Annotated in this window: 15 protein-coding genes; 10 read left to right on the top strand and 5 right to left on the bottom strand. The window is 74.1% G+C overall.

Annotation, left to right across the window (positions count from 1 at the left end):
* Positions 1 to 265 precede the first annotated feature (265 nt).
* A complete protein-coding gene (locus tag ABZW10_RS20155; protein ID WP_355367379.1) occupies positions 266 to 7,543 on the top strand; it encodes a DUF5615 family PIN-like protein in 7,278 nt (2,425 codons plus the stop codon).
* A gap of 3 nt (positions 7,544 to 7,546) precedes the next feature.
* Complete coding sequence (locus ABZW10_RS20150) at positions 7,547 to 7,834, top strand: DUF3027 domain-containing protein (protein ID WP_355367376.1); 288 nt, start codon at positions 7,547 to 7,549, stop codon at positions 7,832 to 7,834.
* A gap of 156 nt (positions 7,835 to 7,990) precedes the next feature.
* Here the strand turns inward: ABZW10_RS20150 and ABZW10_RS20145 are convergent, their stop codons facing one another.
* Together ABZW10_RS20145 and ABZW10_RS20140 are read right to left on the bottom strand one after the other, a co-directional pair.
* Positions 7,991 to 9,247, bottom strand: a complete 1,257-nt coding sequence (locus ABZW10_RS20145; RefSeq protein ID WP_355367373.1) for a nucleotidyl transferase AbiEii/AbiGii toxin family protein — start codon at positions 9,245 to 9,247, stop codon at positions 7,991 to 7,993.
* Complete coding sequence (locus ABZW10_RS20140; protein ID WP_355367370.1) at positions 9,244 to 9,939, bottom strand: hypothetical protein; 696 nt, start codon at positions 9,937 to 9,939, stop codon at positions 9,244 to 9,246. Before ABZW10_RS20140 ends, ABZW10_RS20145 begins: the two co-directional genes overlap by 4 nt.
* A gap of 172 nt (positions 9,940 to 10,111) precedes the next feature.
* On the opposite strand from ABZW10_RS20140, the gene ABZW10_RS20135 reads away from it, so the two are divergent.
* Positions 10,112 to 10,447 carry a hypothetical protein gene (locus ABZW10_RS20135; RefSeq protein WP_355367367.1) on the top strand — a complete coding sequence of 112 codons (336 nt, stop codon included), beginning with the start codon at positions 10,112 to 10,114 and terminating at the stop codon, positions 10,445 to 10,447.
* Here the strand turns inward: ABZW10_RS20135 and ABZW10_RS20130 are convergent.
* Complete coding sequence (locus tag ABZW10_RS20130; RefSeq protein ID WP_355367364.1) at positions 10,431 to 11,639, bottom strand: MFS transporter; 1,209 nt, start codon at positions 11,637 to 11,639, stop codon at positions 10,431 to 10,433. The two genes, ABZW10_RS20135 and ABZW10_RS20130, sit on opposite strands and share 17 nt — an antisense overlap.
* 150 nt (positions 11,640 to 11,789) lie before the next feature.
* On the opposite strand from ABZW10_RS20130, the gene ABZW10_RS20125 reads away from it, so the two are divergent.
* From ABZW10_RS20125 to ABZW10_RS20115, 3 genes are read left to right on the top strand one after another with little or no spacing between them, the layout of a single operon-like run.
* Positions 11,790 to 12,302: a MarR family transcriptional regulator gene (locus tag ABZW10_RS20125; RefSeq protein WP_355367361.1), complete on the top strand. Its 513-nt coding sequence runs from the start codon at positions 11,790 to 11,792 to the stop codon at positions 12,300 to 12,302.
* Positions 12,299 to 13,177 carry an ATP-binding cassette domain-containing protein gene (locus tag ABZW10_RS20120; RefSeq protein ID WP_355367358.1) on the top strand — a complete coding sequence of 293 codons (879 nt, stop codon included), beginning with the start codon at positions 12,299 to 12,301 and terminating at the stop codon, positions 13,175 to 13,177. Before ABZW10_RS20125 ends, ABZW10_RS20120 begins: the two co-directional genes overlap by 4 nt.
* A complete protein-coding gene (locus ABZW10_RS20115; RefSeq protein WP_355367355.1) occupies positions 13,137 to 14,009 on the top strand; it encodes an ABC transporter permease in 873 nt (290 codons plus the stop codon). The genes ABZW10_RS20120 and ABZW10_RS20115 overlap by 41 nt, the downstream gene beginning before the upstream one ends.
* 42 nt (positions 14,010 to 14,051) lie before the next feature.
* On the opposite strand, the gene ABZW10_RS20110 is transcribed toward ABZW10_RS20115, so the two are convergent.
* The gene (locus tag ABZW10_RS20110; RefSeq protein ID WP_355367352.1) at positions 14,052 to 14,831 is read right to left on the bottom strand and encodes a sigma factor-like helix-turn-helix DNA-binding protein; all 780 of its coding nucleotides are present in this window, start codon (positions 14,829 to 14,831) and stop codon (positions 14,052 to 14,054) included.
* A gap of 149 nt (positions 14,832 to 14,980) precedes the next feature.
* On the opposite strand from ABZW10_RS20110, the gene ABZW10_RS20105 reads away from it, so the two are divergent.
* Complete coding sequence (locus tag ABZW10_RS20105) at positions 14,981 to 15,472, top strand: carboxymuconolactone decarboxylase family protein (RefSeq protein ID WP_355367349.1); 492 nt, start codon at positions 14,981 to 14,983, stop codon at positions 15,470 to 15,472.
* 36 nt (positions 15,473 to 15,508) lie between these two features.
* Here the strand turns inward: ABZW10_RS20105 and ABZW10_RS20100 are convergent, their stop codons facing one another.
* Positions 15,509 to 16,120, bottom strand: coding sequence for a TIGR03086 family metal-binding protein (locus tag ABZW10_RS20100; RefSeq protein WP_355367346.1), 612 nt, complete (start codon positions 16,118 to 16,120; stop codon positions 15,509 to 15,511).
* A gap of 184 nt (positions 16,121 to 16,304) precedes the next feature.
* On the opposite strand from ABZW10_RS20100, the gene ABZW10_RS20095 reads away from it, so the two are divergent.
* From ABZW10_RS20095 to ABZW10_RS20085, 3 genes are all read left to right on the top strand, one after another.
* Positions 16,305 to 17,576, top strand: coding sequence for a pyroglutamyl peptidase (locus tag ABZW10_RS20095; RefSeq protein ID WP_355367343.1), 1,272 nt, complete (start codon positions 16,305 to 16,307; stop codon positions 17,574 to 17,576).
* 240 nt (positions 17,577 to 17,816) lie between these two features.
* Entirely contained in the window at positions 17,817 to 19,229 is a 1,413-nt protein-coding gene (locus ABZW10_RS20090; protein ID WP_355367340.1) for an amino acid permease, read from the top strand.
* 234 nt (positions 19,230 to 19,463) lie between these two features.
* Positions 19,464 to 22,199, top strand: a complete 2,736-nt coding sequence (locus tag ABZW10_RS20085; RefSeq protein WP_355367337.1) for a DUF6493 family protein — start codon at positions 19,464 to 19,466, stop codon at positions 22,197 to 22,199.
* Positions 22,200 to 22,470 lie beyond the last annotated feature (271 nt).

The raw sequence follows: 22,470 nt of genomic DNA, 5'->3' as shown, positions 1-22,470 counted from the left end.
GCTTTGTTCCCGCATGTCCCATTGGCGCCACGAGCCTCGGTAACAAAGGTATAAACCAATTTCGGTTCGTCCGATTCGTGGTGGCGTGACCTGACGGGCGGTCACTAACGTGCGTGCCCGATCTATGCGCGGACAGACGCGTCGAACCTCTGATGACGCGTCATGCCGTCCTACGGAGGGGACTGACGTGGAGCTTCGGCATGCCCGAAAGCGGGCCGGGAGGACGGGCAGGCGTCGGTCGCCGGGCCTCGCCGCCCTGCTCGCCTTGACGTTGACCGGTGTGGTGGTGCCGCCGAGTGTGGCCTGGGCGGCAGCACCCGAGTCGGAGGACCGGATATGGTCCCCGGCGCAGACACCCCTCGGTGCCGACACACCGTCGGTGCCGGGCCGCGACCACCTGCCGGACGGCAGGGGCGCCGCCTCCGCGGCGTCGCGTCCGGAGACCTGGACGCCGGTCGTGGCCGCGCCGGTGGTGCCCGGCAAGGCCACCGTCCGGCTGGGCGCCGACGCGGCGGCGGCCCAGGCCGCCCGCGCCGCGACCGGTGGCACCTCCCCGGCCTCGGGCGGCGCCACGCCGAGCCGGGCGGGCACCCTGCCGGTCCTGCTCTCGCCCGCCGGTGACGGCGCGGCGTTCGAGGCGTCGGCTCCGGACCGCGGGACCGTCGCGCCGCAGACCGCAGCGCCGCAGGCCACCGCGGTGTCCGTCGAGGTGACGGACACCGCCAAGGGCCGGGCCGCCGGCGCCGGCAGCGCGCTGGTCGCGCTGACCGACGCGGACACGACGCCGTCCGCCGAGGGACGGCGGACGCACGTTTCACTGGACCTGAAGGGCCTTGAGGCCGGCGGCTGGTCCGACCGGGCACGCCTGGTCGCCCTGCCCGCCTGTGCGCTGACCACCCCGGAGCGGGAGGAGTGCCGGACCAGGACGGCGGTGGCGTCCACCGTCGACGCGAGCGGCAAGCTGTCCGCCGACGTGGTCCTGCAGTCCGTCGACGCCACCGTGTCGGCGAAGACCGCCGCTCCGGCCGCGCAGGGCGCTGCGGCGGCGGCCCCGTTGGTCCTGTCCGCCGAGCCGACCCCGTCGGGACCCGGTGGCAGCTACGCGGCGACGGCGCTCGCGCCGTCGATGGAGTGGAGCGCCGGCTCGAACGTCGGCAGCTTCACCTACAACTACACGATCCAGGTCCCGCCGCCCCTGGGCGGCCTGGCGCCGTCGGTCGTCCTCGGGTACAACTCCTCCGCCGTCGACGGCCGGACGTCCGCCACCAACTCCCAGTCCTCCTGGATCGGTGACGGCTGGTCGTACGAGCCCGGCTTCATCGAGCGCTCCTACCGCACCTGCGACAAGGCCGGCGACAAGGGCATCAAGAACTCCGGCGACCGCTGCTGGGGCGGGCAGAACGCGACGCTCTCGCTCGGCGGCCGGTCCGGCACCCTGGTGCGCGACGACGACACCGGCGTCTGGCACCTGCAGAGCGACGACGGCTCCAAGGTCGAGCGGCTCACCGGTGCCCCGCGCGCGGCCGGTGAGCGCGAGTACAAGGACACCGAGTACTGGCGGATCACCACCCCGGACGGCACCGAGTACTACTTCGGCAGCAACCACCTGCCCGGCGGCGACGCCACCGACCCCGCCGCCCAGTCCGTGCTGACCAGCCCGGTCTACTCGCCCAACCCGGGCGACCCCTGCTACGGCGCGTCCACCGGCAAGGGCTCCTGGTGCCAGATGGCCTACCGCTGGCAGCTCGACTACGTCGTCGACCCGCACAAGAACCTGATCACCTACCGCTACGCGCCGGAGACCAACCACTACAGCCGCGGCGGCGGGCAGAACAACAACAGCGGCACCCTCACCTCCTACGAGCGCGCCACCACGCTGACGAAGATCGGCTACAACCAGCGCTACGACGAGCAGAAGGCCGCCAAGGGCACGCTCACCCCGGGCGCGGAGGTGCTGTTCGACGCGACCGCGGAGCGCTGCAAGCCCGGCGGCAGCGTCACCTGCGCGGAGAGCCAGCGCACCACCGCCAACGCGGACTTCTGGCCGGACGTGCCGGTCGACGAGCTCTGCGCGTCCTCGGGCACCTGCACCAACTACGCGCCGACCTTCTTCTCCACCAAGCGGCTCACCTCCATCACCACCCGGGTGGCGACCGGCTCCGGCCCGGTCACCGTGGACACCTGGGCGCTCGGCCAGTCCCTGGTGGACCCGGGTGACGGGACCAAGCGGACGCTGTGGCTGGACTCCATCACCCGGACCGGCAGCAACGGCAGTCCGGACGCGGCGCTCAAGCCGGTGTCCTTCGCGTACAAGATGATCCAGAACCGGGTGGACGGTACCGACCCGGCCTCCTTCTGGTTCATGCGCCCGCGCATCAAGGAGATCACCACCGAGACCGGCGGCCGGATCAACGTCGTCTACACCGACCCCGAGTGCTCGCGCGTCAACAACCACATGCCGGCCTCGGCCGACAGCAACACCATGGCCTGCATGCCGGTCAACTGGTACCCGCCGGGCCGGATCCCGCTGCCGGGCCAGACCGAGGTGTTCCCGGTCAACGACTGGTTCAACAAGCCGATGGTGCGCACGGTGACCGAGCAGGACCTGGTCACCACCTCGGTCACCCGGACCACCGAGTACACCTACCACGGCGACGCCGCCTGGCACCGGGACGACGCCGAGTTCACCGACCCGAAGGCCCGCACCTGGGACTACTTCCGCGGCTACCAGGCGGTCACCACCACGACCGGCAGCGCCTTCCCCGGCGAGGCTCCGAAGACCCAGCAGAAGACCACCTATCTGCGGGGCATGGACGGCGACCACAAGGCCGACAGCACCACCCGCAGCGTCGAGGTCGCCAGCCCGCTCGGCGGCACCGTCAAGGACAGCGACTGGCTGGCCGGCAGCGCCGTCGCCACCGAGGTCTTCGACCAGGCGGGCGGCACGGTGAAGGCCGTCTCCGGCAGCGTGCGCTCCGGCCAGCAGGAGACCGCGCACCAGGCCCAGAGTGCCGGTGCGCCGATGATCTATGCCCGGTACCCGGACTCCCAGGTCACCGACATCAGCAAGGACAAGCTGGCGGACGGCAGTTGGCGGACCACCAGCACGGTCACCACCACCGACCCGGCGCACGGGAACCGGGTGCTGCACACCGCCGACAAGGGGGATGGCACCGCCGCCACCCCGGAGCTGTGCACCACGATGGAGTACGCGGTCTCCGACAACCCGCTGCTGATGATCCTGCCGGCCGGGCGGACCACCGTGCAGGGCCCCTGCGGCACCGCGGCGACCGCGGCGAACACCGTCGGCGGCAGCCGGACGCTGTACGACGGCCGGCCGTTCAAGCAGGCCGGCACCACCGGCGACACCTCCAGCGTGCAGGCGCTCGACCACTTCGACGCGGCGGGCAAGCCGGTCTACACCCACGGCGGCAGCACCACCTACGACGCCTACGGCCGCACCGTCACCACCGCGACCGCGGACGGGTCGGTCTACGACGCCAACGGCGGCCAACTGAGCGGCGCGACGCTCACCCCGGCCGTCACCACCACCACCCGCAGCCCCGCCACCGGACTGTTCCCGACGGCCGTGACCACCATCGGCCCGCTCGGTGCCGGCTGGAAGGTCGTGGTCAACCAGGAGCCCGGCCGCGGTCTGCCGCTCAACGAGACCGACGCCAACCAGCGGACCACCACACAGCAGTACGACGGCCTCGGGCGCCGCACCGCCGTATGGGTACCTGGGCGCGGCCTCGACGAGCTTCCCAACCAGCGGTTCAGCTACGCCGTCAACGGCAGTACCGCTCCGTCGGTGATCACCAGCGAGTGGCTCCAGCGGTCCGGCGGCACCTACTCGGGCCAGCGCGAACTGTTCGACGGCCTCGGCCGCATCCGGCAGGTCCAGCGGACCAGTGATGCCCGGGCCACCGGCCGGCTGATCGCCGACACGGTGTACGACTCGCACGGCTGGGTCATCAAGACCTCCCAGCCGTACTACGAGGCCACCACCGCGCCCGGCAATACGCTGTTCGTCCCGCAGGACTCGCAGGTGCCTGCGCAGACCTGGACGTCGTACGACGGCCTCGGTCGGCCGGTGCGCGCCGAGTTCCGTTCCAACGCCAGCCTGCAGTGGGCGACCACCACCGCCTACCCCGGTGTCGACAGGGTGGACGTGACCCCGCCGGTCGGCGCCTCGCCGACCACCACGATCACCGACGCCCGCGGCCGGAGGACTGCGGCCTGGCAGTACCGCACTGCGACGGCGACCGGCAATCCGGCCGATGCCGACATCAGCACCTACACCTACACCGCGCTCGGCCGAACGGCCGCGCACACCGACTCCTCCGGGAACACCTGGAACTACACCTACGACCTGCTGGGCCGGCAGACCTCGGTCACCGACCCGGACGCCGGAACCTCCCGGACCTACTACGACGCCAACTCCCGGGTCGACCACACGGTCGACGCCAAGGGCGGCACGCTCGCCTACACCTACGACCTGATCGGCCGCAAGACCGGCCAGTACAACGGCAGCGTCGCCGATGCGAACCTGCTCGCCTCCTGGACGTTCGACACGCTCGCCAACGGCAGGCCCACCTCCTCCACCCGTTACGTGGGCGGAAAGGACGGCGCCAAGTACGTCAGTGCCGTCACCGGCTACGACATCGGCTACCGGCCGACCGGCACCGCTGTGACCATCCCCTCCACCGAGGGGGCTCTGGCCAACACCTACACCACGTCGATCACCTACGAACCCGTTCTCGGGCTGGTGGACACCCTGACGCTGCCGGCCGCCGGCGGACTCCCGTCCGAGACCATCGGCTACACGTACAACGACACCGGGCTGCTGGTCTCCAGCAAGAGCCTCAAGAAGTCCGTGGTGGCCGGAGTCGTCTACGACGCCGCCGCCCGGCCCGTGCGCACCACCGTCGGTTCCCCGGGAACCCAGGTGGTCTCCACCCAGCAGTACGACTGGGCCACCGGGCGGGTCATCAACTCCTTCGTCGACCGGCAGAACGGCACGGTCTCGGCCGACCAGACCAGCTACACCTACACCCAGTCCGGCCGGATCACCTCGGTGACCAATCTCCAGGACGCCCGTGACCGGGACCTGCAGTGCTTCACCTATGACGGGACCGGCCGGCTGACCAACGCCTGGACGGACACCGGCGGCGTCCACACCACCGCGGACTGGACGGACACCTCCGACGTCAAGCACGGCACCGGCAGCTCCACCGCCGTTCCGGGCACCGGCGGCTGCGACAACGCCAACGGCCCGGCGGCCGTCAGCCCCGGCGGACGCACCGTCGGCGGTCCGGCGCCGTACTGGAACACCTACAGCTACGACGCCGCGGGCAACCGCACCGGCCTGGTCCAGCACGACATCACCGGCAACAGCCTCAACGACACCACCACGACCTCGGTGTTCGGCGCCGCCGGAACCCGCAACACCCCGACCACCGCCCCCAACACCGGCGGCGGCACCGGTGGTCCGCACGCGTTGCTGAGCTCCGTCACCAACGGCCCGGCCGGCAGCAGGACCACCCGCTACCAGTACGACGCGGTCGGCAACACCACCGCGATCACCGACACCTCGGGCACCACCGGCCTGGCCTGGAACGCCGAGGGCAAGCCCACCACGGTCAGCAAGACCGGGACGGCGGGCAGTACCAGCTACGTCTACGACGCGGACGGCAACCAGCTGGTCCGGCACAGCCCCGGCAAGACCACCATCCTGGTCGGTTCCGACGAACTCACCCTGGACACGGCCACCCAGGCCACCACCAACACCCGCACCCTCGCGGGCGGCGGCGGCCTGACCTTCACCCGCGTCACCACCCCTGTCGGCGGCGGCACCGTCGTCATCCAGGCCGCCGACCCGCACGGCACCAACGGCCTGCAGATCGGCACCGACACGGCCATGACCGTCACCCGACGGCCCACCGACCCCTTCGGCAACCCCCGCGGCACCCAGCCCGCGGCCTCCGCCTGGGCGGGAACCAAGGGCTTCGTCGGCGGTCTGAAGGACGAGACCACCGGGCTCACCAGCCTCGGGGCGCGTCAGTACGACCCGGTGACGGGCCGCTTCATCAGCCCCGACCCCGTCCTCGACCAGGGCAATGCGCTCCAGTGGAACGCCTACGCTTACAGCTACAACGACCCGGTCAACGCCAGCGATCCCAACGGCCTCTACGGCAGCTGGTGTGCCACCCAGGCTTGCGCCGACGCGACCCAGAAGGAGGAGGACGAGCGGGCGGCCGCCAAGGCGGGCAGCGGCGGCGGTAGCGGTGGTGGCGGCGGTGGCGGCGGTGGAGAGGGCAACGGAAGCCCCGCCGCCGGGCCCAAGTACGTCTCGATCAACAGCAGTCTCGCCATCGAGGACGACGGGTCCGGTCTCGTCCAGAGGTTCAGCAAGGCCTACAAGGCCGAGGTGGCCAAGATCGCGCACCCCCAGTTCATGACGTCCCGTGACGAGGTTGCGGCGCTGTCCTCCGCCTGCAAGGCGATCGGTCCCGCCTGCACCGAGGACGTGCAGGAGATGATCGAGGACCTCTGGGCGATCGATGTCGTCTTCCCTGCGGGGGTCAACAGTCCTCCGATTCACAATGGCGCGTTCCTGGTCAATTCGTGTGCCTTCAGCTCGTCGTGCGGAAGCGGCAGCAAGGGGGTCTTCTACGACGAGGAGGAGTCCTTCGGGTACGCCGGCCCGCACAGGACGGATGTGCCGGTCCCGAGCCGGCTGACCATCGACTACGGCAACGGGGCGTCGCTGGAGTGCCACAGCTTCCTGGCCGATGCCGGCGTCCTCATGGCCGACGGCACCCAGAAGCCGATCTCCGAGGTCAAGGTCGGTGACGCTGTTCTGACGGCGGAGGCGGGGGCCTCGGTTCCGATTGTCAGATCCGTGACCGACGTCATCGTCACGAACACGGACAAGTCCTTCGTCGACGTGACGATCGAAGCCGACGGTCGCGCCGAACGGCTGGTCACCACGGTCACTCACCCGTTCTGGGCCGAGGGTGAGCAACGGTGGATTCCCGCAGGGGACTTGGCCCCTGGGCTGAAGTTGAACACGCCGGACGGCCGAGTCGCCGTGGTGCTCGACGTGGCCGCGGCCGTCGGTGGGTCGACGACCTTCGACCTGCGGGTCGACGGTACCCGCGCCTACTATGTGGTCGCCGGCGAGACCCCCGTTCTCGTCCACAACTGCAATCTCCAGAGGGCCGTTGCCAACTTCAAGGCGATGCTGGAGAAGAAGGCGGGTTTCACCGGGAACGGCCGGAGGATCATCGTGGACGAGAACCTGAGCCCCACGATCGCGCAAGGCCTGCGAGAGGCCGGGTTCGATGCGGTGCACGTTCAGGAGATGGGACTCAAGGGCACCAAGGACCCGGGGCTCCTGACCTTCGCGACCGTGCTGGATGCCGAGGTGCTGACCTATGACAAGGGCGCCGAGGTCGACGGAGGGTTCGGGAAGCGGGCCATCAAGCTCGAACCCCGTGTCACCAGCCTGAAGAGCATCCTTCGAATCCTGGGAAAGTAGGAGATGAGAGAGCGACACGTAGTCGACAGTGCGGAAGAGATGGACGCGATCCACGACCGGTGGATCGGGGGGCGCAACCGCCGCACGGAAGACCCCGAGTACCGGGAGGAGTGGTACGGCGAACAGTGCGGCTTCTGCCGCTACTGGTTTCCGCTCGCCGGCGAGCTGGGGCTGGACTACGGGGCCTGTGCCAACGGGAGGTCGAAGCTCGACGGGACCGTGCGGTTCGAGCACGACGGCTGCGAGGCCTTCGACCATTCCGGACGGTGGTCCGTGCCGTCGGACTTCTGAGCCGCCCCGTACGGGCCGGAACGCGGCTTGCGTGACGGCCGGCGTGTGACAGGGCCGTCCGTCGAGGCCGCAGGACCCCGCCGTGCCCCCTCCGGAGAGTTTCCGGAGGGGGCACGGCCCATCATGGCGTTCGATGCACGGGCGGCGATCGAGCGGCTACCCGGCGGCCAGTTCGGCGGCGAAGCGCTCGGCGGCCTCCGCCAGGCCGTGCGCGTACTGGTTGGGGTGGCCGTGGTCCCCCAAGAGGCGGCGGGCGGCGGCGAGGTCGCCGTCCAGCAGCTCGGTGACGAGCACCAGGGCGTCGGCGGAGTACATGTGGTGCATGGTCAGCCAGCGCTGGACCGCGGGCATGCCCTCGCGGGCCAGGACCTCCCGTTGCCCCTCGATGACGGGTGCGAGCCAGCGCGCGCGCAGCGCGTACTCGCCGGGGCCCGCGAAGGTGGTGGCGAGTCCGGCCAGCAGTTCGGCCGGGTACTGCTCGACCGGTCCGGTGAAGTCGGGGTAGTCCTTGGCGAACTCCTCCCAGTCGGCTTCGATTTCGGCGATCCTCCCGGGGAGCAGCGGCCACCGGGCGTAGCCCGCATCGGACAGGGTGAAGACCTCGCGCAGCAGCTCGTAGGACATTTCGGCGGTGCGCGAGAGCAGAACGGCGTCGTAGAGGTCCTTGCCCTGCGGGTGGGAGTCGAAGTACAGCCAGAGGATCTTCCAGGCGAGCGAGAGCTCCGGCGTCACGGCGAGCAGCGGGCCGTCGACGCCGGGCAGGTCGCAGGGCCGCGGCGGGGCGGGCAGGTGCTCGGTGAACACGAAGTCCAGCTGGACGGTGCCGCCGGGCAGGCCGGGGGCCGTCCACGGCAGCACCAGCCGGCGCCCGGGGACCCGGCCGTACGTCCAGATGTCGTCGTCGACGGCCCGGTCGGCGTGCAGCCGCACCGTGCCGGAGCGCGCCTCGGCGCCGGCGGCGAGCTCGGCGAGCATCCGGCCGGTCCGCTCGTCCTCCAGCAGCCAGTCCCTCGGCTGCACCACGAAGTCCAGATCGCCCGGCTCCCTGGCCTGTTCGCCGTACCAGGCGCGCAGCAGGACGCTGCCGCGCAGGACGAGGTGCTCCGCCCACGGCGAGGCGGCGACGGCGGACAGGACGGTGCTCAGCGCCTCGCGGCGGGCGGTGAGCCAGCGCTCGGCGAGCCGGGGGTCGTCGAAGACGGGTTCGCTGGGCCGCAGGGCCCGGGCGTAGCCGGCGAGCGCGGGGTCGAAGACCGGCTGCTGGCGCACCGCCTCGTCGTCGATCGGCCGGATGGACCGTGGCAGGTCCCGCTCCTTCCGGATGTCCTCCGGCGGGGGCTGTCCGGGCAGCAGCAGGCCCTGCCACGGCCCGTACTCCAGGCCCTCCCAGGCGAGGGGTTGCTCCTTGGTCATCGGGGATCTCCTTCTGCGGTGCGGTCGTGGTCGGTCAGCCACCCCGCGTCCAGCGCCTCGTCGCTGTCCACGGCGACGAACTCGCGTTCCACGGAGGCGATCAGGTGGCCGTCGGCGGCGAGGTCCGTGAGCAGTGCCTCCAGGCGGTGGCCCGCGGTGGTCAGGCCGACCCGGCGGCACCGCTGGGTGACGAACCACTCGCGGCGGCCGTCCTCGCGCACCCGGCGGGGATTGTGCGAGAGGTGGGCGCCGTGCCGGACGGCGAGTTCGGCGAGGCCGGGCGCCGGGGCGGGCCCGGGCAGCAGCAGTTTGACGTGGTGCTCGAAGTAGCGGGCCGGGCCGTGCGCGGCGGCGTCGCCGTCCTCGGCCGGGACGCCGAGGGCCCACGGAGTGGCCTCGATCTTGGTGCGCAGCACGGCGAACCCGGCCGCGCCCAGCCGCCGCGCTGTTCGGGCGGCCGTCGCGGCGACCTCGTCCAGCTCGCCGGTGGCGCGCAGGGTGAGCATCGGCTGGGAGGGCGTGGCGCCGCGGTCGAGCAGGATGTGGGTGAACTTCAGTCCGTGGCCGGTGGCCCAGGCGGTCAACGCCTCGGCGGCGTCCGGTCGCACGGTGAGGTGCACCTCGAACTCCCCTCGGAGACCGGGGAGGGGCGGTGCGCCGTCGGGGTGCCGGTCGGGGTGGGTGGCGAGCATGACGGCATCGTGCCAGGGGCCTCCGACAATCGTGCACGCCGGTGGGGTCGAGGAGTCGAGGAGTCCCGCCCGTCGCCGCGCCCGCGGGCGTCCGGCGGCCTCGGACCGGCGTCGGCCGACGGCCCGCGACGCCCCGGACGGTGTCCCGTCCGGGGCCGGGGATACTGGCCGGATGCGTACGTACTCACCGGCCGCCGCGGTCGTGAACCTGGTGCTGGGCCTGCCGGCCGTGGTGCCGGTCTGGCTGCTGTGGTACTTCGCCGTCAACTGGCCGCTGAAGGCGCTGGGATGGACGGTGGGGGAGCCGACCGAGAACGACGGCCCGCTGCCGTGGCTGGTGCTCGGCGGGCCGGTGGTGCTGGCGTCCGCGGCGCTGTGGTGGCTGGCGAACGAGGGTGTCCGGCGGCGGACCGGACGGTCCGGGCGGCCCGTGGGCGGGTGGGTGTACTGGCCGGTGAGCGCCGGACTGACCCTGCTGCCCACGGGCGTGCTCATCGGGATGTCGTAGCGGCGGGAGCGGTCAGCAGGGCGGTGACGGCCGCGAGCAGGGCGGTGGCGCCGGCCAGGAGGAGGACGGTGGAGGGGGTGGTGCGGTCGACGACGGCGCCGCCGAGCAGGGCGGCGATGCCGATGGTGGCCTGGAAGGAGGAGGTGAAGAGGACACCGGCGGCCTCGGGGGCGTGCGGGGCGGCGGCGAGGAACCAGCTGAGGGAGCAGACCGGGACGGCGCCGTAGGCGACTCCCCAGAGCAGCAGCAGGACGGTGGCGCCGGGGCCGGTGGTGCCGAGGACGGGCAGCAGCAGGGTGGCGGCGGCGAGCAGGGCGGCGGCCGTGGTGAAGGCGGGTCGCAGGGCGCGGGCGGCGCGGTGGCCGGCGAGCAGGTTGCCGAGCAGGCCGGCGGCGCCGTAGGCGAGCAGCAGACCGCTGATCACGGCCGGTCCGGCGTGGGTGACCTCGGCCAGGAACGGCGTGACGTAGGTGTAGCCGCCGAAGTGGGCGAGGACGATCAGGAACGTCACCAGCAGGCCGGTGCGGGTGCCCCGGTCGGTGAGCAGTCCGCGCAGGACGCCGAGGCCGGTGGTGGTGTCCGGCGGGGCCAGCGGGGGCAGGCAGAGCGACAGGGCGGCCAGGACCAGCAGGGTGAGCACGCCCATCGCGGCGAAGGCCGCGCGCCAGCCGGCGAGCGAGCCGAGCAGGACGCCGGCCGGGACGCCGAGGACGGAGCCGAGCGGGACGGCGGTGAAGATCACCGTGTTGGCGCGGGCCTGCCGGTCCGGCGGCACCAGCCGCGGGGCGAGCCCCGAGCCGATCGACCAGAAGGCGCCGATGACCAGGCCGAGCACGACCCGGGCCACCAGCACCGCCGCGTAGGCGGGGGCGAAGGCGTTCAGCAGGTCGGCGAGGGCCAGCAGCAGCAGGAGGGCGCGGAGCACGGTGCGGCGGTCGGCGCGACGGGTCGCCACGGTGACCGCCGGCGCGGCCACCGCCGCGACCAGCCCGGGCAGGGTCATGGTCAACCCGGCGGTGCCGTCGGAGATCCGGAAGGTGGCGCCCATCGGGGTGAGCAGGCCGACGGGCAGGATCTCGGTGGTCACGATGGCGAAGACGCCCGCGGTGACGGCGAGGACGGCGGGCCACCCGCCGGTCCGGGACCGGGACCCCGGCAGGGGTCGCGAGGTGGCGGCGGTGGTGAGGGGCATGGCGGCGTTCCTGTCCGGGCGCGGCGGGTGATCGATTCCGGAAGTCCACCAAGCGGACGGGGGGTTGGGCTGGCGCGAATCGGACGTCAACCGTTCCGGAGGCCGGCTCGCTCTGGACGGATAGCTCTCACTGAGAGGTAAAATCGGACTATGAGTGCGGCTGCCCCGGACACGCCCGACACCGCGCTGGGCGAGGAGTTCTCCACCCTCCTCGTCGGCATCCAGCGCCTGGTGCGGCGCCGGCTGCGTGAGGGTCTGAGCGAACCGAGGCTGCGCGGCGCGCAGGTCGAACTGCTGCGCCTGGTCGCGGACTTCCCCGGGCTGCGGGTCTCGGACGCCGCCGAGGAGCTGTGCCTGGCCGGCAATTCGGTGTCCACCCTGGTCAACCAGCTGGTCGCGCTGGGTCTGCTGCGCCGCGAGGTGGACCCGGTTGACCGCCGGGCGGCGCTGCTGTACGCCACCGACGAGGCCGTCGAACGGCTGGCGGCCTGGCGGGCCCGGCGCGAGGCGCTGGTCGGCGAGGTGGTGGCGGGGCTGTCGGCGGACGACCGGGCGGCGCTGGCCGCCGCGTTGCCCGCGCTGCGCGGCGTCGCGGCGGGCCTGCGCGGGCGGGCGGCCGAGCCGGGATGGGTGGCGACGGCCGGAGGGAGGGCCGGGCGATGACCGACGGAGCGGACGAGGCGCCGGCGGCGGTGGTCTGCCGCGGCCTGGAGTACACCTTCCACCGCGGGCGGCGGAAAGGCGGCGGCACCAAGGCCGTCGACGGCGTCGACCTGACGGTGCGGGCCGGCGAGGTGTTCGGCCTGCTCGGCCCCAACGGCGCCGGCAAGACCACCACGATCCGGGCGATCACCACCCTGCTGCCCACCGCCTCCGGCATGGTCCGGGTCTTCGGCCACGACGCGGCCCGGCGGCGGGCGGAGGTCCGTCGGCTGCTCGGCTACGTGCCGCAGCAACTGTCCGCCGAGGCCGGGCTGACCGGGCGGGAGAACGTCGCCCTGTTCGCCCGGGTCTTCGACGTGCCGCGCGCCGAGCGGGCCGCCCGGGTGGCCCAGGCACTGGCCGCCGTCGACCTCACGGAGGCCGCCGACCGGCTGGCCGGCACCTACTCCGGCGGCATGGTGCGCCGGCTGGAGCTGGCCCAGGCGCTGGTCAGCGCACCGCGGCTGCTGGTGCTCGACGAGCCCACCATCGGCCTGGACCCGATCGCCCGGGCCGGCGTCTGGGAGCGGATCGACGCCGTCCGCCGGGCCACCGGCATGACGGTGCTGGTGACCACCCACTACATGGACGAGGCCGACCGCCACTGCGACCGGGTCGCGCTGATGGACCGCGGCCGGATCCGCGCGCTCGGCACGCCCGGGGAGCTGAAGGCCCGGGTCCGCGAGCAGGACCCGCGACTGCCCGACCCCTCGCTGGACGACGTGTTCCGCCACTTCTCGGGCCGCGGGCTCTCCCGCGGCGGCCCGGGGGAGGGTGGGGAAGGAGACTTCAACGATGTCCGCCGAACCCGCCGCACGGCCAACCGCGTCGGCTGACGGGCCCGGGGCGGCGCCCGCCCCGCCCGACCTCGGCCTGCTGCTGGTGCCCCCGCCCGCCCGCACCGGCTGGCGGCAGGTGCCGGCCCGGGTCGCGGCGATGTGCGCGGTGGAGCTGCAGAAGCTGCGCCACGACCGCACCGAGGTGTACACCCGGGCGGTCCAGCCCGCGCTCTGGCTGCTGATCTTCGGCCAGACCTTCACCCGGCTGAAGGCGATCCCGACCGGGGGCATCCCGTACCTGGACTACCTGGCCCCCGGGATCATCGCCCAGTCCGCGATGTTCGTCGCGATCTTCTACGGCATCATGATCATCTGGGAGCGCGACTCCGGCGTGCTCACCAAACTGCTGGTCACCCCGACCCCGCGGGCCGCGCTGGTGACCGGCAAGGCGTTCGCCGCCGGGGTGAAGGCGGTGCTGCAGGCCGCCGTGGTGGTGGTGCTCGCGGCGCTGCTGGGGGTCGCGATGACCTGGAACCCGCTGCGGCTGCTCGGTGTGGTGGCGGTGGTGGTGCTCGGCTCGGCCTTCTTCTCCTGCCTGTCGATGACCATCGCCGGCATCGTGCTGACCCGCGACCGGCTGATGGGCATCGGTCAGGCGATCACCATGCCGTTGTTCTTCGCCTCCAACGCCCTCTACCCGGTGGACCTGATGCCCGGCTGGCTGCAGGCGGTCAGCCGGGCCAACCCGCTGAGCTACCAGGTGGACGCGCTGCGCGGGCTGCTGATCGGCACGCCCTCGCACCTGCTGTTGGACTTCGGCGTGCTCGTCCTGGCGACGGTCCTCGGCATCGCGGCCTCCTCCGCGCTGCTCGGCCGCCTCGCGCGGTGACCACCGGGTGGCCGCCGCGGGTCACCGGGTGGCCGCCGTGGGTCAGCGGGTGATCGGGGTCGCGCGGGTGAGGCGGGAGAGCTTCTCGGGGTTGCGCACGACGTAGAGGGCGGTGATGAGCCCGTCGTCCAGGCGCAGGGTGACGACGCTGTCGGTCTCCCCGGGCAGGCCGACCAGCAGGGCCGGGCCGCCGTTGACCAGGGCGGGCCGCACGGCTGCGGTGCCGGCGAGGCGGGGCAGCCCCTCGGTGAGCAGCCGGGCCACCCGCTCGGCGCCGACGACGGGGTGCGGGACGGCCCGGCGCACGCCGCCGCCGTCGCCGAGCAGGACGACGTCGGGGGCGAGCAGGTCGAGCAGGCCCTGCAGTTCGCCCGTCTCCACGGCCCGGCGGAACGCCTCGATCGCACGGCGTTTCTCGGCGGCCGACACCGCCCCGCGCGGCCGGCGCTCGCCGACCCGGCCGCGGGCGCGGTGGGCGGTCTGGCGCACGGCCGTCAGGGTCTTGCCGACGGCCACGGCGATCTCGCCGTACTCCAGGCGGAAGACCTCGCGCAGCACGAACACCGCCCGCTCGGTCGGGGCGAGGGTCTCCAGTACCAGCAGCATCGCCGTCGAGACGCTCTCGGCCAGCTCGACGTCCTCGGCGTCGGCGGCCGAGCCGAGCATCTCGTAGGCGACGGTGAAGAGCAGGTTGCGGTGGGTGAGGAAGGCCTCGGTGGCGAGGCCGGTGGGGTCGGTCTCCCGAAGGCCCTGACGGCCCTGACGGCCCTGGGGGTCTCGACGGTCCTGGAAGCGCCGGCGGTCCGGTGTTTGCTTGCCCATGGTCACGGGACGTCGCGGGGCGCCGTTCTGTGACATCCGGGCGCGGTGTTCCAGCTCACACCGACGGGCCGTCACAGCACGCGGCCCGGCGGCATCTTGTGCTCGTCCGGTGCGCGAGCACACGACCTCCCACGAGTGAGGACCCCGCCATGGAACCCCGTTTCGACCTGTTCGACAGCCCGACCGCCGCGAAGCTGGCCAAGCGCTTCTTCAACACGGCGCTGGTCCTGGAGCAGTCGACGCTGCCGAAGACCCTGCGCGAGCTGGTGCAGTTGCGGGTCGGCCAGCTCAACGGCTGCGGCCTCTGCGTCGACATCCACACCAAGGAGGCCGCGGCGGCCGGGGAGAGCGCGCTGCGGCTCAACCTGGTCGCCGTCTGGCGGCACAGCACCGTGTTCACCGAGGCCGAACGGGCCGCGCTGGCGCTCGCCGAGGAGGCCACCGTGCTGGACCGGCACGGCGTGACCGACACGACCTGGGCCGAGGCGCGCGAGCACTTCGACGACGACCGGCTCGGCGCGCTGGTCTGCCTGATCGCGCTGATCAACGCGGCGACCCGGATGAACGTCATCGTCCACCGGGCGGGCGGCTCCTACGAGCCCGGCGCGCTCGCCGCGATGGCGCAGCAGCAGGCGGGGTGACCGGCGGGAACGCGGTCGGCGACCGGGTCCGGCGGATCAGATCCGGTCGGCCGACCAGGCCGGGTCGCGGCCGGTGAGGGCCAGCAGCAGGTCCTCCGCGTCGGCGCCCGGCGGTGCGGCGCGCGGCGGGTCGAACCGGCCCGAGCCGGCCAGGTCGCGGTAGCCGCGGAACTCGGCGAGCGCGTACCGGGCGGCGCCGGGCGGCATCCGCCCGCGCCCGCCCAGCGCCCGGGAGAGGTCCCAGCCGTGCACGACGGTCTCGGCGGTCAGCTCCCGGGCGTACCCGCCGGCGTCCCGCAGGCCGTACGGCAGGCGCACCAGGAAGTCGGGCGCGCCGGGGCGGTTGAGCGCGCGCAGGGCGCTCTGCACCGCCATCGTCCACACGCCCAGCGGGTTGCGGCCGAGCACATCGCCCTCGAAGCGGTGGCCGAGCTGCTCCGGGGTGTAGCCGGCGACCGCCTGGCACACCCGCAGGTGCTGGGCCGCCAGATGGTTGACCAGCGTGCGCACGTCCCAGTCGCGGCACGGGGTGGGCGCTGTCCAGAGGTCCTCGGACACCGAGCGCAGCAGCCGGGCCGTTTCGGCTCCGGCGGCCGCGTACTGTGCGCGGACCTCAGCGTGGAATCCGGGTGGGTGGGGACATTCCATCGCCGGGCCTCCGTCTCCTGCCCTGCTCACTCCCAGTAAACCGCTACGGCGCGTGACCCGCCAGGGGAGGGGGAGCCCGTTCCGCTGGGGGGGATCCGTCCGTCGGCGCCGCCTGTCGTCACCGAACGTGGCGTCGACGAGGCGCTCTGGTGAAGCGCGGGGGCGCGACTGTAGTGTCCACGCCATGACGACCGCCCGGCGCCGGGTCGCCCTCGCCGCGACCCTCATCGGCGCTCTCGCCGCCACCGTCCTCCCCGCCACCGCCGCCAGCGCGCAGCCGGCCCGCCCGTCCTGTCGGACCGTCGACTCCGCGCCGCTCGACCGGGAGCAGGCGCGCACCGCGGACCCGCGGACCGCCGCCCTCACCGAGCGCGGGGGCCTCGGCGACTTCGTCCGCCGTTTCCCCGCCGCGCTCTGCGCCGCGCGCGGCGCCGCGGGGGCCGGTCGGATCGTCGACGCCTGGGGCGAGGCGCTCTGGCGGGCCGGTGTCGACCGCGCCCAGGGCCGCCGACCCGGCGGCGACCTGCCGGCCGCCGACGACCGCCCGCTGTACTGGACCAGGGTCGCCATGACCATCCAACTCGCCCGCTGGCAGCCGGACTTCGCGGTCGACGCGGCGGCCCTGCGGCAGCGCTTCGAGGATGCCTCGCGCGGCCTGGCCGACAGTGGCTTCAGCGCCCGCCCCGGGGTGCGCCGGATCCTCGTGAGCGGCTTCGACCCCTTCGGCCTGGACGCCGAGCCGCGCCGTGCCAACCCCTCGGGCTCGGCGGTCCTGCAGCTCGACGGACGGCGGATCACGCTCGCCGACGGCACCCCCGCCGAGATCCAGGCGGTGGTGTTCCCGGTCCGCTACGGCGACTTCGACCGGGGCATCGTCGAGCGCGCCTTCGGCCCCCGGCTCGCCCCCGGCCACCGCTCGGCCGACCAGATCACCACCATCAGCCAGGGCTACCCCGGACTCTTCACCCTGGAGGCCTGGGCCGGCCGTGCCCGCTCCGCCGACCCCTACCCCGACAACGCCGGCGTGCTCTCCGGCGGCACCCGCGAACACCCCGTCACGGCCCCCGGGCTCGGCCCCGGCGCGGAGTTCATCGCCACCAGCCTGCCCGCCGGGCCGATGACGGCCGTTCAGCAGCCGTTCCCGGTCAAGCTGAACACCACCGTCACCGAGATCCCCGCCGGGGCGACCGCTCCCGTCGACCGGGCGGACGGCCCGACCCCCGGCTCCCGCGCGGTCGCGGGCGGCGGCGGGGGCTACCTCTCCAACGAGGTCGCCTACCGCAGCAACCGGCTGCGCCTGGAGCTCGCCCCGCAACTGCCCGGCGGCCATCTGCACACCCCCGTGCTGACCGGCCTGCCGGAGCGGACGGACGAGCTCACCGGGCCGGTCTTCGAGCAGAACGAGGCCGCCATCGGCGGCGAGGTCCTGGAGATCCTGCGGCACTCGGTGCGCTGAGGAGGGGGTGAGGCGGGGGCGAGGGTCCGCGCCCCGGCGCCCGCCATCCCCGGCATCCCCGGTATTCCCCGCTGACGGGTGCCGGACGAGTGCCCGCCCGGCCGTCGCGCGACCGGAGGTTTTTCGGTCCGCGGGGCAACCGGGAGGACAAATACCACTGATTTGGTACAAGGTGTCCACTGCGTGAGCATGGGCCTGCGCTCCACCGAGCGAGCAGGACCAGAAAGGCACCACACCCTCATGCAGACCAGCCCGGCCGTGACCCGGCAGGCACCCACGGCGCAGCCATCCCCTGCGCAGCCGTCCCCCGGGCCGTCGTCCCCGCCCCCGGCGCCGTCACCCCGGTCCGCCGTCCGCCGCTTCGGTCTGCCGACCGCGACCGCCCTGGTGATGGGCAACATCATCGGCGGCGGTATCTTCATGATCCCCGCCGCGGTCGCCCCGTACGGGACGGTCAGTCTGCTCGCCTTCGCCGTGCTCACCGTCGGCGCCATCACGCTGGCCCTGGTCTTCGGACGGCTGGCGCGCCGCGACCCGCGCACCGGCGGTCCCTACGTCTACGCGCGGGAGGCCTTCGGCGACTTCGCCGGTTTCGTGGCCGCCTGGTCCTACTGGATCACCACCTGGGTCAGCAACGCCGCGCTCGCCGTCGCCGCCGTCGGCTACCTCGCCGTGCTGTGGCCGGCCGTCGGCCACTCCACCGCGCTCGCCCTCGGCTGCGCGCTGGCCGTCCAGTGGCTGCCCGCGCTCGCCAACCTGGCCGGCACCCGGTACGTGGGCGCCGTCCAGCTCGTCGCCACCGTCCTCAAGTTCATCCCGCTGGCGATCGTCGCGGTGGCCGGCCTCTGCTCCTTCGATCCGGCGAACCTCGGCCCCTTCGACGCGACCGGCGAAGGCTGGCTCGGCGGGACGACGGCCTCCGCCGGGCTCCTGCTCTTCAGCTACCTCGGCGTGGAGTCGGCCGCGATGAGCGCGGGCCAGGTCCGCGACCCGGAGCGCAACGTCGGCCGGGCCAGCGTGCTCGGCACCGCGGGCGCCGCCGTCGTCTACCTGCTCGGCACGCTCGCCGTGTTCGGCACCGTCGCCCACGAGCGGCTGATCCACTCCACCGCTCCGTTCTCCGACTCCGTGAACGCCGTCTTCGGCGGCTCCTGGGGCGGAACGGCCGTCGCCGTCGCCGCCCTGGTCTCGATGACCGGCGCGCTCAACGGCTGGACCCTGCTCTCGGCCCAGGCCCCGTACGCCGCCGCCAAGGACGGCCTGTTCCCCGCCGTCTTCGCCAAGGAGCGCCGCGGCGTGCCGGTCGTCGGCGTGCTGACCGGCGTCACCCTCGCCTCGCTGCTCACCGTCCTCGACTTCGCCTCCGGCGCCAAGGCCGCCTTCGACACCCTGGTGCTGGTCACCACCTTCACCGCGACCGTCCCCTACCTGCTCTCGAGCGCCGCCCAGCTCCGCTGGCTGCTGGCCGGCGACCGCGACCGGGTCGCCCCGACCCGCCTGGCCCGCGACCTCACCCTCGCCCTCGGCGCCTTCGCCTTCTCCGCCTGGCTCGTCGCCGGCGCCGGCTACCAGGCCGTCTACCAGGGCGTCCTCTTCCTGCTCGTCGGCGTCCTCGTCCACACCGTCCGCACCGCCCGCCGCCGCCGGGCCTGACGACAACGGCACGCCGCCGAGGCCCGCACCGTCCGGTGCGGGCCTCGGCGGCATTCCCGGGGCGCGCGTCGGGCGGGGAGGGCGCCCGGGGCCGCGGCGAGCGCCCCCGCGCCGGCCGGCGTCTCCCGGCCGGCGTCTCGCGGCCGGGCGCGACCGCCTCGGCGGGGCCGCATCAATGTCAGTGGCATCAGCTAGCTTCGCGATCACCAACCGGAGCGGGCGGAGGAGGGTGTCATGACCGGTCCCACGAGCGGGACGATCGCGTGGGACGAGGTGCGCGCGCTCATCGCCGCCCGGCTGCCGGAGGCGGTGGTCGACCGGCTGTCACCCGCGCCCGCCCGCGAGCTGCACCATCTGCGCGCCCCGCTGCGCCGGCTCCGCACCGAGCTGCTGCGCGAGCTGTCCTCGGGCGACCCGCGGCGCTACTCCGCCGCGTACGACCAGCTCGCCGCCCTGCAGTTCGCCGGGGTGCTCTCCGCCGCCACCCCGGCGGAGGCCTTGGACTGGCTCACCGCGCGCCGGCTGCTCTCCCTCACCCGGCCGCTGCCCGGCGGCGGCTCCGCCAACGCCGACGCCCGGGACCTCCTGTTGGTCCTGCTGCTGCCGCACCGCGACGCGGCGTTCCAGCGTGAACTCGCGGTCCGGCTCGCCGAGTGGCTGCCCGCGCGCGGCGATGCCTTCCGCTGGCTGATCACCCACGGACTCGCCGTCTGGTCCGGCGCCGAGGTCCCCGTCACCGACGGCTATCTGATCGGCTGGGTGCGCGAAGGCACCCTGATGCGCTACGACCACCAGGAGATCGGCGAGTGGTTCGCCGATCAGGGCCTGCGCCCGCCGGTGCCGCACCACGACACGCTGCTCTCCTGGCTGCGCGCCCAGCCCAGGCTCCCCGAGTTCGTCCGCCGACTGTTCGAGTTCCCGGACGTCGGCTCCGAGTTCACCGATCCCTACGCCGCCCGCTTCGGGCCGGACAACGAGTGGCCCAAGGTGCTCGCGGCCCTGGCGGGCGAGGGGGCGCTCGACCGCGCCGAGCTGATCGACCGCTGCCTCGGCAGCCTGCTGCGCGGCGACCGGCCCGGCAACCTGCGCGGCTTCCTCCGGCTGTACGCGGAGCTGGCCCCCGATCCGGAGGAGGTCGCCGCGCGGGCCCGCGACCACATCCGGCTGGCCGTCGACGGCGCGCCGACCGCCGCCAAGGCCGCCCAGGCGGCGCTGCGGTCGGTGGGCACCCGGCTCCCCGCCGAGCTGTTCACCGAGCTGACGTCCGGGATCCTGGCCCGTCCGGAGAAGACGCTCGCCACCGTCCAGCTGAGCTGGGCCGACGCGGCGCTGCGCCGTGACCCGGCCGGGGCCGACGAGCTGCTGCCCGCCCTCGCCGTGGCCTTCGCCCACCCGGCGCCCGCGGTCCAGGAACGCGCCCTGCGCCTCGTCGCCCGCCACCTGCCCGACACCGCCGATCCGGCGACGGGGGAGGCCGTGCGCACCGCCGCCACCGCCCTCGGCCCCGCCCTGCGGTCGGACGCGTACGAGCTGTTGGCCGCCCCGCCCGCGCCGGCCGAACGCTCGGCGGTGGTGGGGCCCGGGCGGCCCGCCGCCCTTCCGCCCGCGCCGGGCGGGCCGTTCGAGCTCGCCGAGCGGCTGTCCGCCGTGCTGGCCGACCGGACGCCCGACCCCGGGGAGTTCGAGGTGGTGCTGGCGGCCCTGGTCGCCGAGCACCACCGCGACCGGGCCGCCCTCGCCGACGCGCTCGCTCCGCTCGTCCGGGGCCGCGGCGAGAATCCGGTCCTCCTCGCGGGCATCGGCAGCGTCGGGGGAGCGCTGGGCTGCCTGCTCGACGCCCTGACCGGCCGCGAGCACCGGTCCGCCGCGCTCGGCGCCGAACTGCTCGCCCTCCGGGACCCGCTCCGCGGCCCCGCCCTGATCCCCGCGCTCCGCGTCTTCGAAGCGGCCTGCGGCGTCGCCGACGCGCCGATACCGGTGCTCCTCGCCACCCCCACCGCAGCGGACGGCACCCTCGATCCGTCGGTGCTGACCGAACGGCTCGCGGCCCACCGGGCGGCCGGTGCCCGCCCCTGGCCCGCCGATCTGGCCCAGGCACTGCTCCGGGTGCCGCCGTCCGCGCTGTCGGCGGTCCGTGCGGCGGCGGCCGGACTCGGCTGCGACCTGCCGCCCGACACACCGCCGCCCGCACCCGAGGGCTTCCACGTCCAACCCCCGGACCGGCCCGAGCGGGCCGACCCGAACGACTGGACCCCGCCGACGGCCCCGCGCATCGCCCCGCTCGCCCCCGCCCCGGCCGTGTCGGAGGGGGTGATCGGGCTGCTCCACGCACTGCCCGACCCCACCCGGACCGGATGGTTCGCGGCCGTGTTCCGGACGTCGGCCGGCCAGCTCGCCCAGCTGCCCTGGCTGGCGCCCTGGGACCCGGAGACCGTCGCCGCGCACGGCCTGCCCACTCTGGCGCTCCAGGCGTCCGATCCCGGCCCCCGCGAACCCGACCCCCTGCTGCCCCGGCTCGCGGAACTCCCGGGCGAGCCGGGTCCGGTGAGCCATCTCCTGCTCGCCTACGGGATGACCGCCGCCCGGGCCGAGCACCGCACCGCGGCCCTGGACGCCGTGCTGACGCTTGTCGCCCGCGGCCGGCTGCGGGCGGAGGCGCTCGGCGAGTGGCTCGCGGCGCTGTGGCGGCTGTCCGTCGCCAAGCCGAACCGGATCATGCCCGTGCTCGCCGACGCCGCCCGCGGCGGCGCGAGCCGGCAGGTGTTCGCCGTGCTCACCGCGATGCTCACCGAACTCGCCCCCGACCCCGCGCGCCGCGGACTGCCGGCCGTCCTCACCCTCGCCGCCGACTGCGCAGCCGCCGAGGGCATCCGCACCACCGTCCCCGCCCTCGATGCCCTGACCGCCCCCACGGCGCCCCGCCGGGTCCGGGCGGAGGCGGCTCGGCTGGCCGGGGTCCTCGCCCGCTGACCGCGCCGGGCGGGGCCGCCCGGGATTCGTCGCGGTTCGGATGGCCGGTGGGTGTGTCGGTGGTGTGTCGGGCAGGCCGGTGCCCGTGACCGCTGTCCGTGACCGCTGCCCGTCCCCTCCGGGCCGAAGCGGACCCCGGGCGGCCCCCGCGGTCCCGTCGCGAGGTGCTCGCCGAGCGGCGGCTGTCGGTCGTGTTCCCCGGCGAGGAGTGGCACCGTCCGCGGGCCGGGCGGGCCGAGCGGGCCGTGGGTATGGCCGGCGGCGGGGTGCT

The organism is Kitasatospora sp. NPDC004723 (assembly GCF_040609255.1).
GTDB lineage: Bacteria > Actinomycetota > Actinomycetes > Streptomycetales > Streptomycetaceae > Kitasatospora.
The sequence above is the reverse complement of the archived record's forward strand: the minus strand, read 5'-3'. Positions and strand labels throughout refer to the sequence as shown.

Excerpts from the sequence above, each read along its gene's own strand:
- ABZW10_RS20150 (WP_355367376.1), top strand. The coding sequence starts at position 7,547 with ATGAGAGAGCGACACGTAGTCGACAGTGCGGAAGAGATGGACGCGATC.
- ABZW10_RS20145 (WP_355367373.1), bottom strand. The coding sequence starts at position 9,247 with ATGACCAAGGAGCAACCCCTCGCCTGGGAGGGCCTGGAGTACGGGCCG.
- ABZW10_RS20140 (WP_355367370.1), bottom strand. The coding sequence starts at position 9,939 with ATGCTCGCCACCCACCCCGACCGGCACCCCGACGGCGCACCGCCCCTC.
- ABZW10_RS20135 (WP_355367367.1), top strand. The coding sequence starts at position 10,112 with ATGCGTACGTACTCACCGGCCGCCGCGGTCGTGAACCTGGTGCTGGGC.
- ABZW10_RS20130 (WP_355367364.1), bottom strand. The coding sequence starts at position 11,639 with ATGCCCCTCACCACCGCCGCCACCTCGCGACCCCTGCCGGGGTCCCGG.
- ABZW10_RS20125 (WP_355367361.1), top strand. The coding sequence starts at position 11,790 with ATGAGTGCGGCTGCCCCGGACACGCCCGACACCGCGCTGGGCGAGGAG.
- ABZW10_RS20120 (WP_355367358.1), top strand. The coding sequence starts at position 12,299 with ATGACCGACGGAGCGGACGAGGCGCCGGCGGCGGTGGTCTGCCGCGGC.
- ABZW10_RS20115 (WP_355367355.1), top strand. The coding sequence starts at position 13,137 with ATGTCCGCCGAACCCGCCGCACGGCCAACCGCGTCGGCTGACGGGCCC.
- ABZW10_RS20110 (WP_355367352.1), bottom strand. The coding sequence starts at position 14,831 with ATGGGCAAGCAAACACCGGACCGCCGGCGCTTCCAGGACCGTCGAGAC.
- ABZW10_RS20105 (WP_355367349.1), top strand. The coding sequence starts at position 14,981 with ATGGAACCCCGTTTCGACCTGTTCGACAGCCCGACCGCCGCGAAGCTG.
- ABZW10_RS20100 (WP_355367346.1), bottom strand. The coding sequence starts at position 16,120 with ATGGAATGTCCCCACCCACCCGGATTCCACGCTGAGGTCCGCGCACAG.
- ABZW10_RS20095 (WP_355367343.1), top strand. The coding sequence starts at position 16,305 with ATGACGACCGCCCGGCGCCGGGTCGCCCTCGCCGCGACCCTCATCGGC.
- ABZW10_RS20090 (WP_355367340.1), top strand. The coding sequence starts at position 17,817 with ATGCAGACCAGCCCGGCCGTGACCCGGCAGGCACCCACGGCGCAGCCA.
- ABZW10_RS20085 (WP_355367337.1), top strand. The coding sequence starts at position 19,464 with ATGACCGGTCCCACGAGCGGGACGATCGCGTGGGACGAGGTGCGCGCG.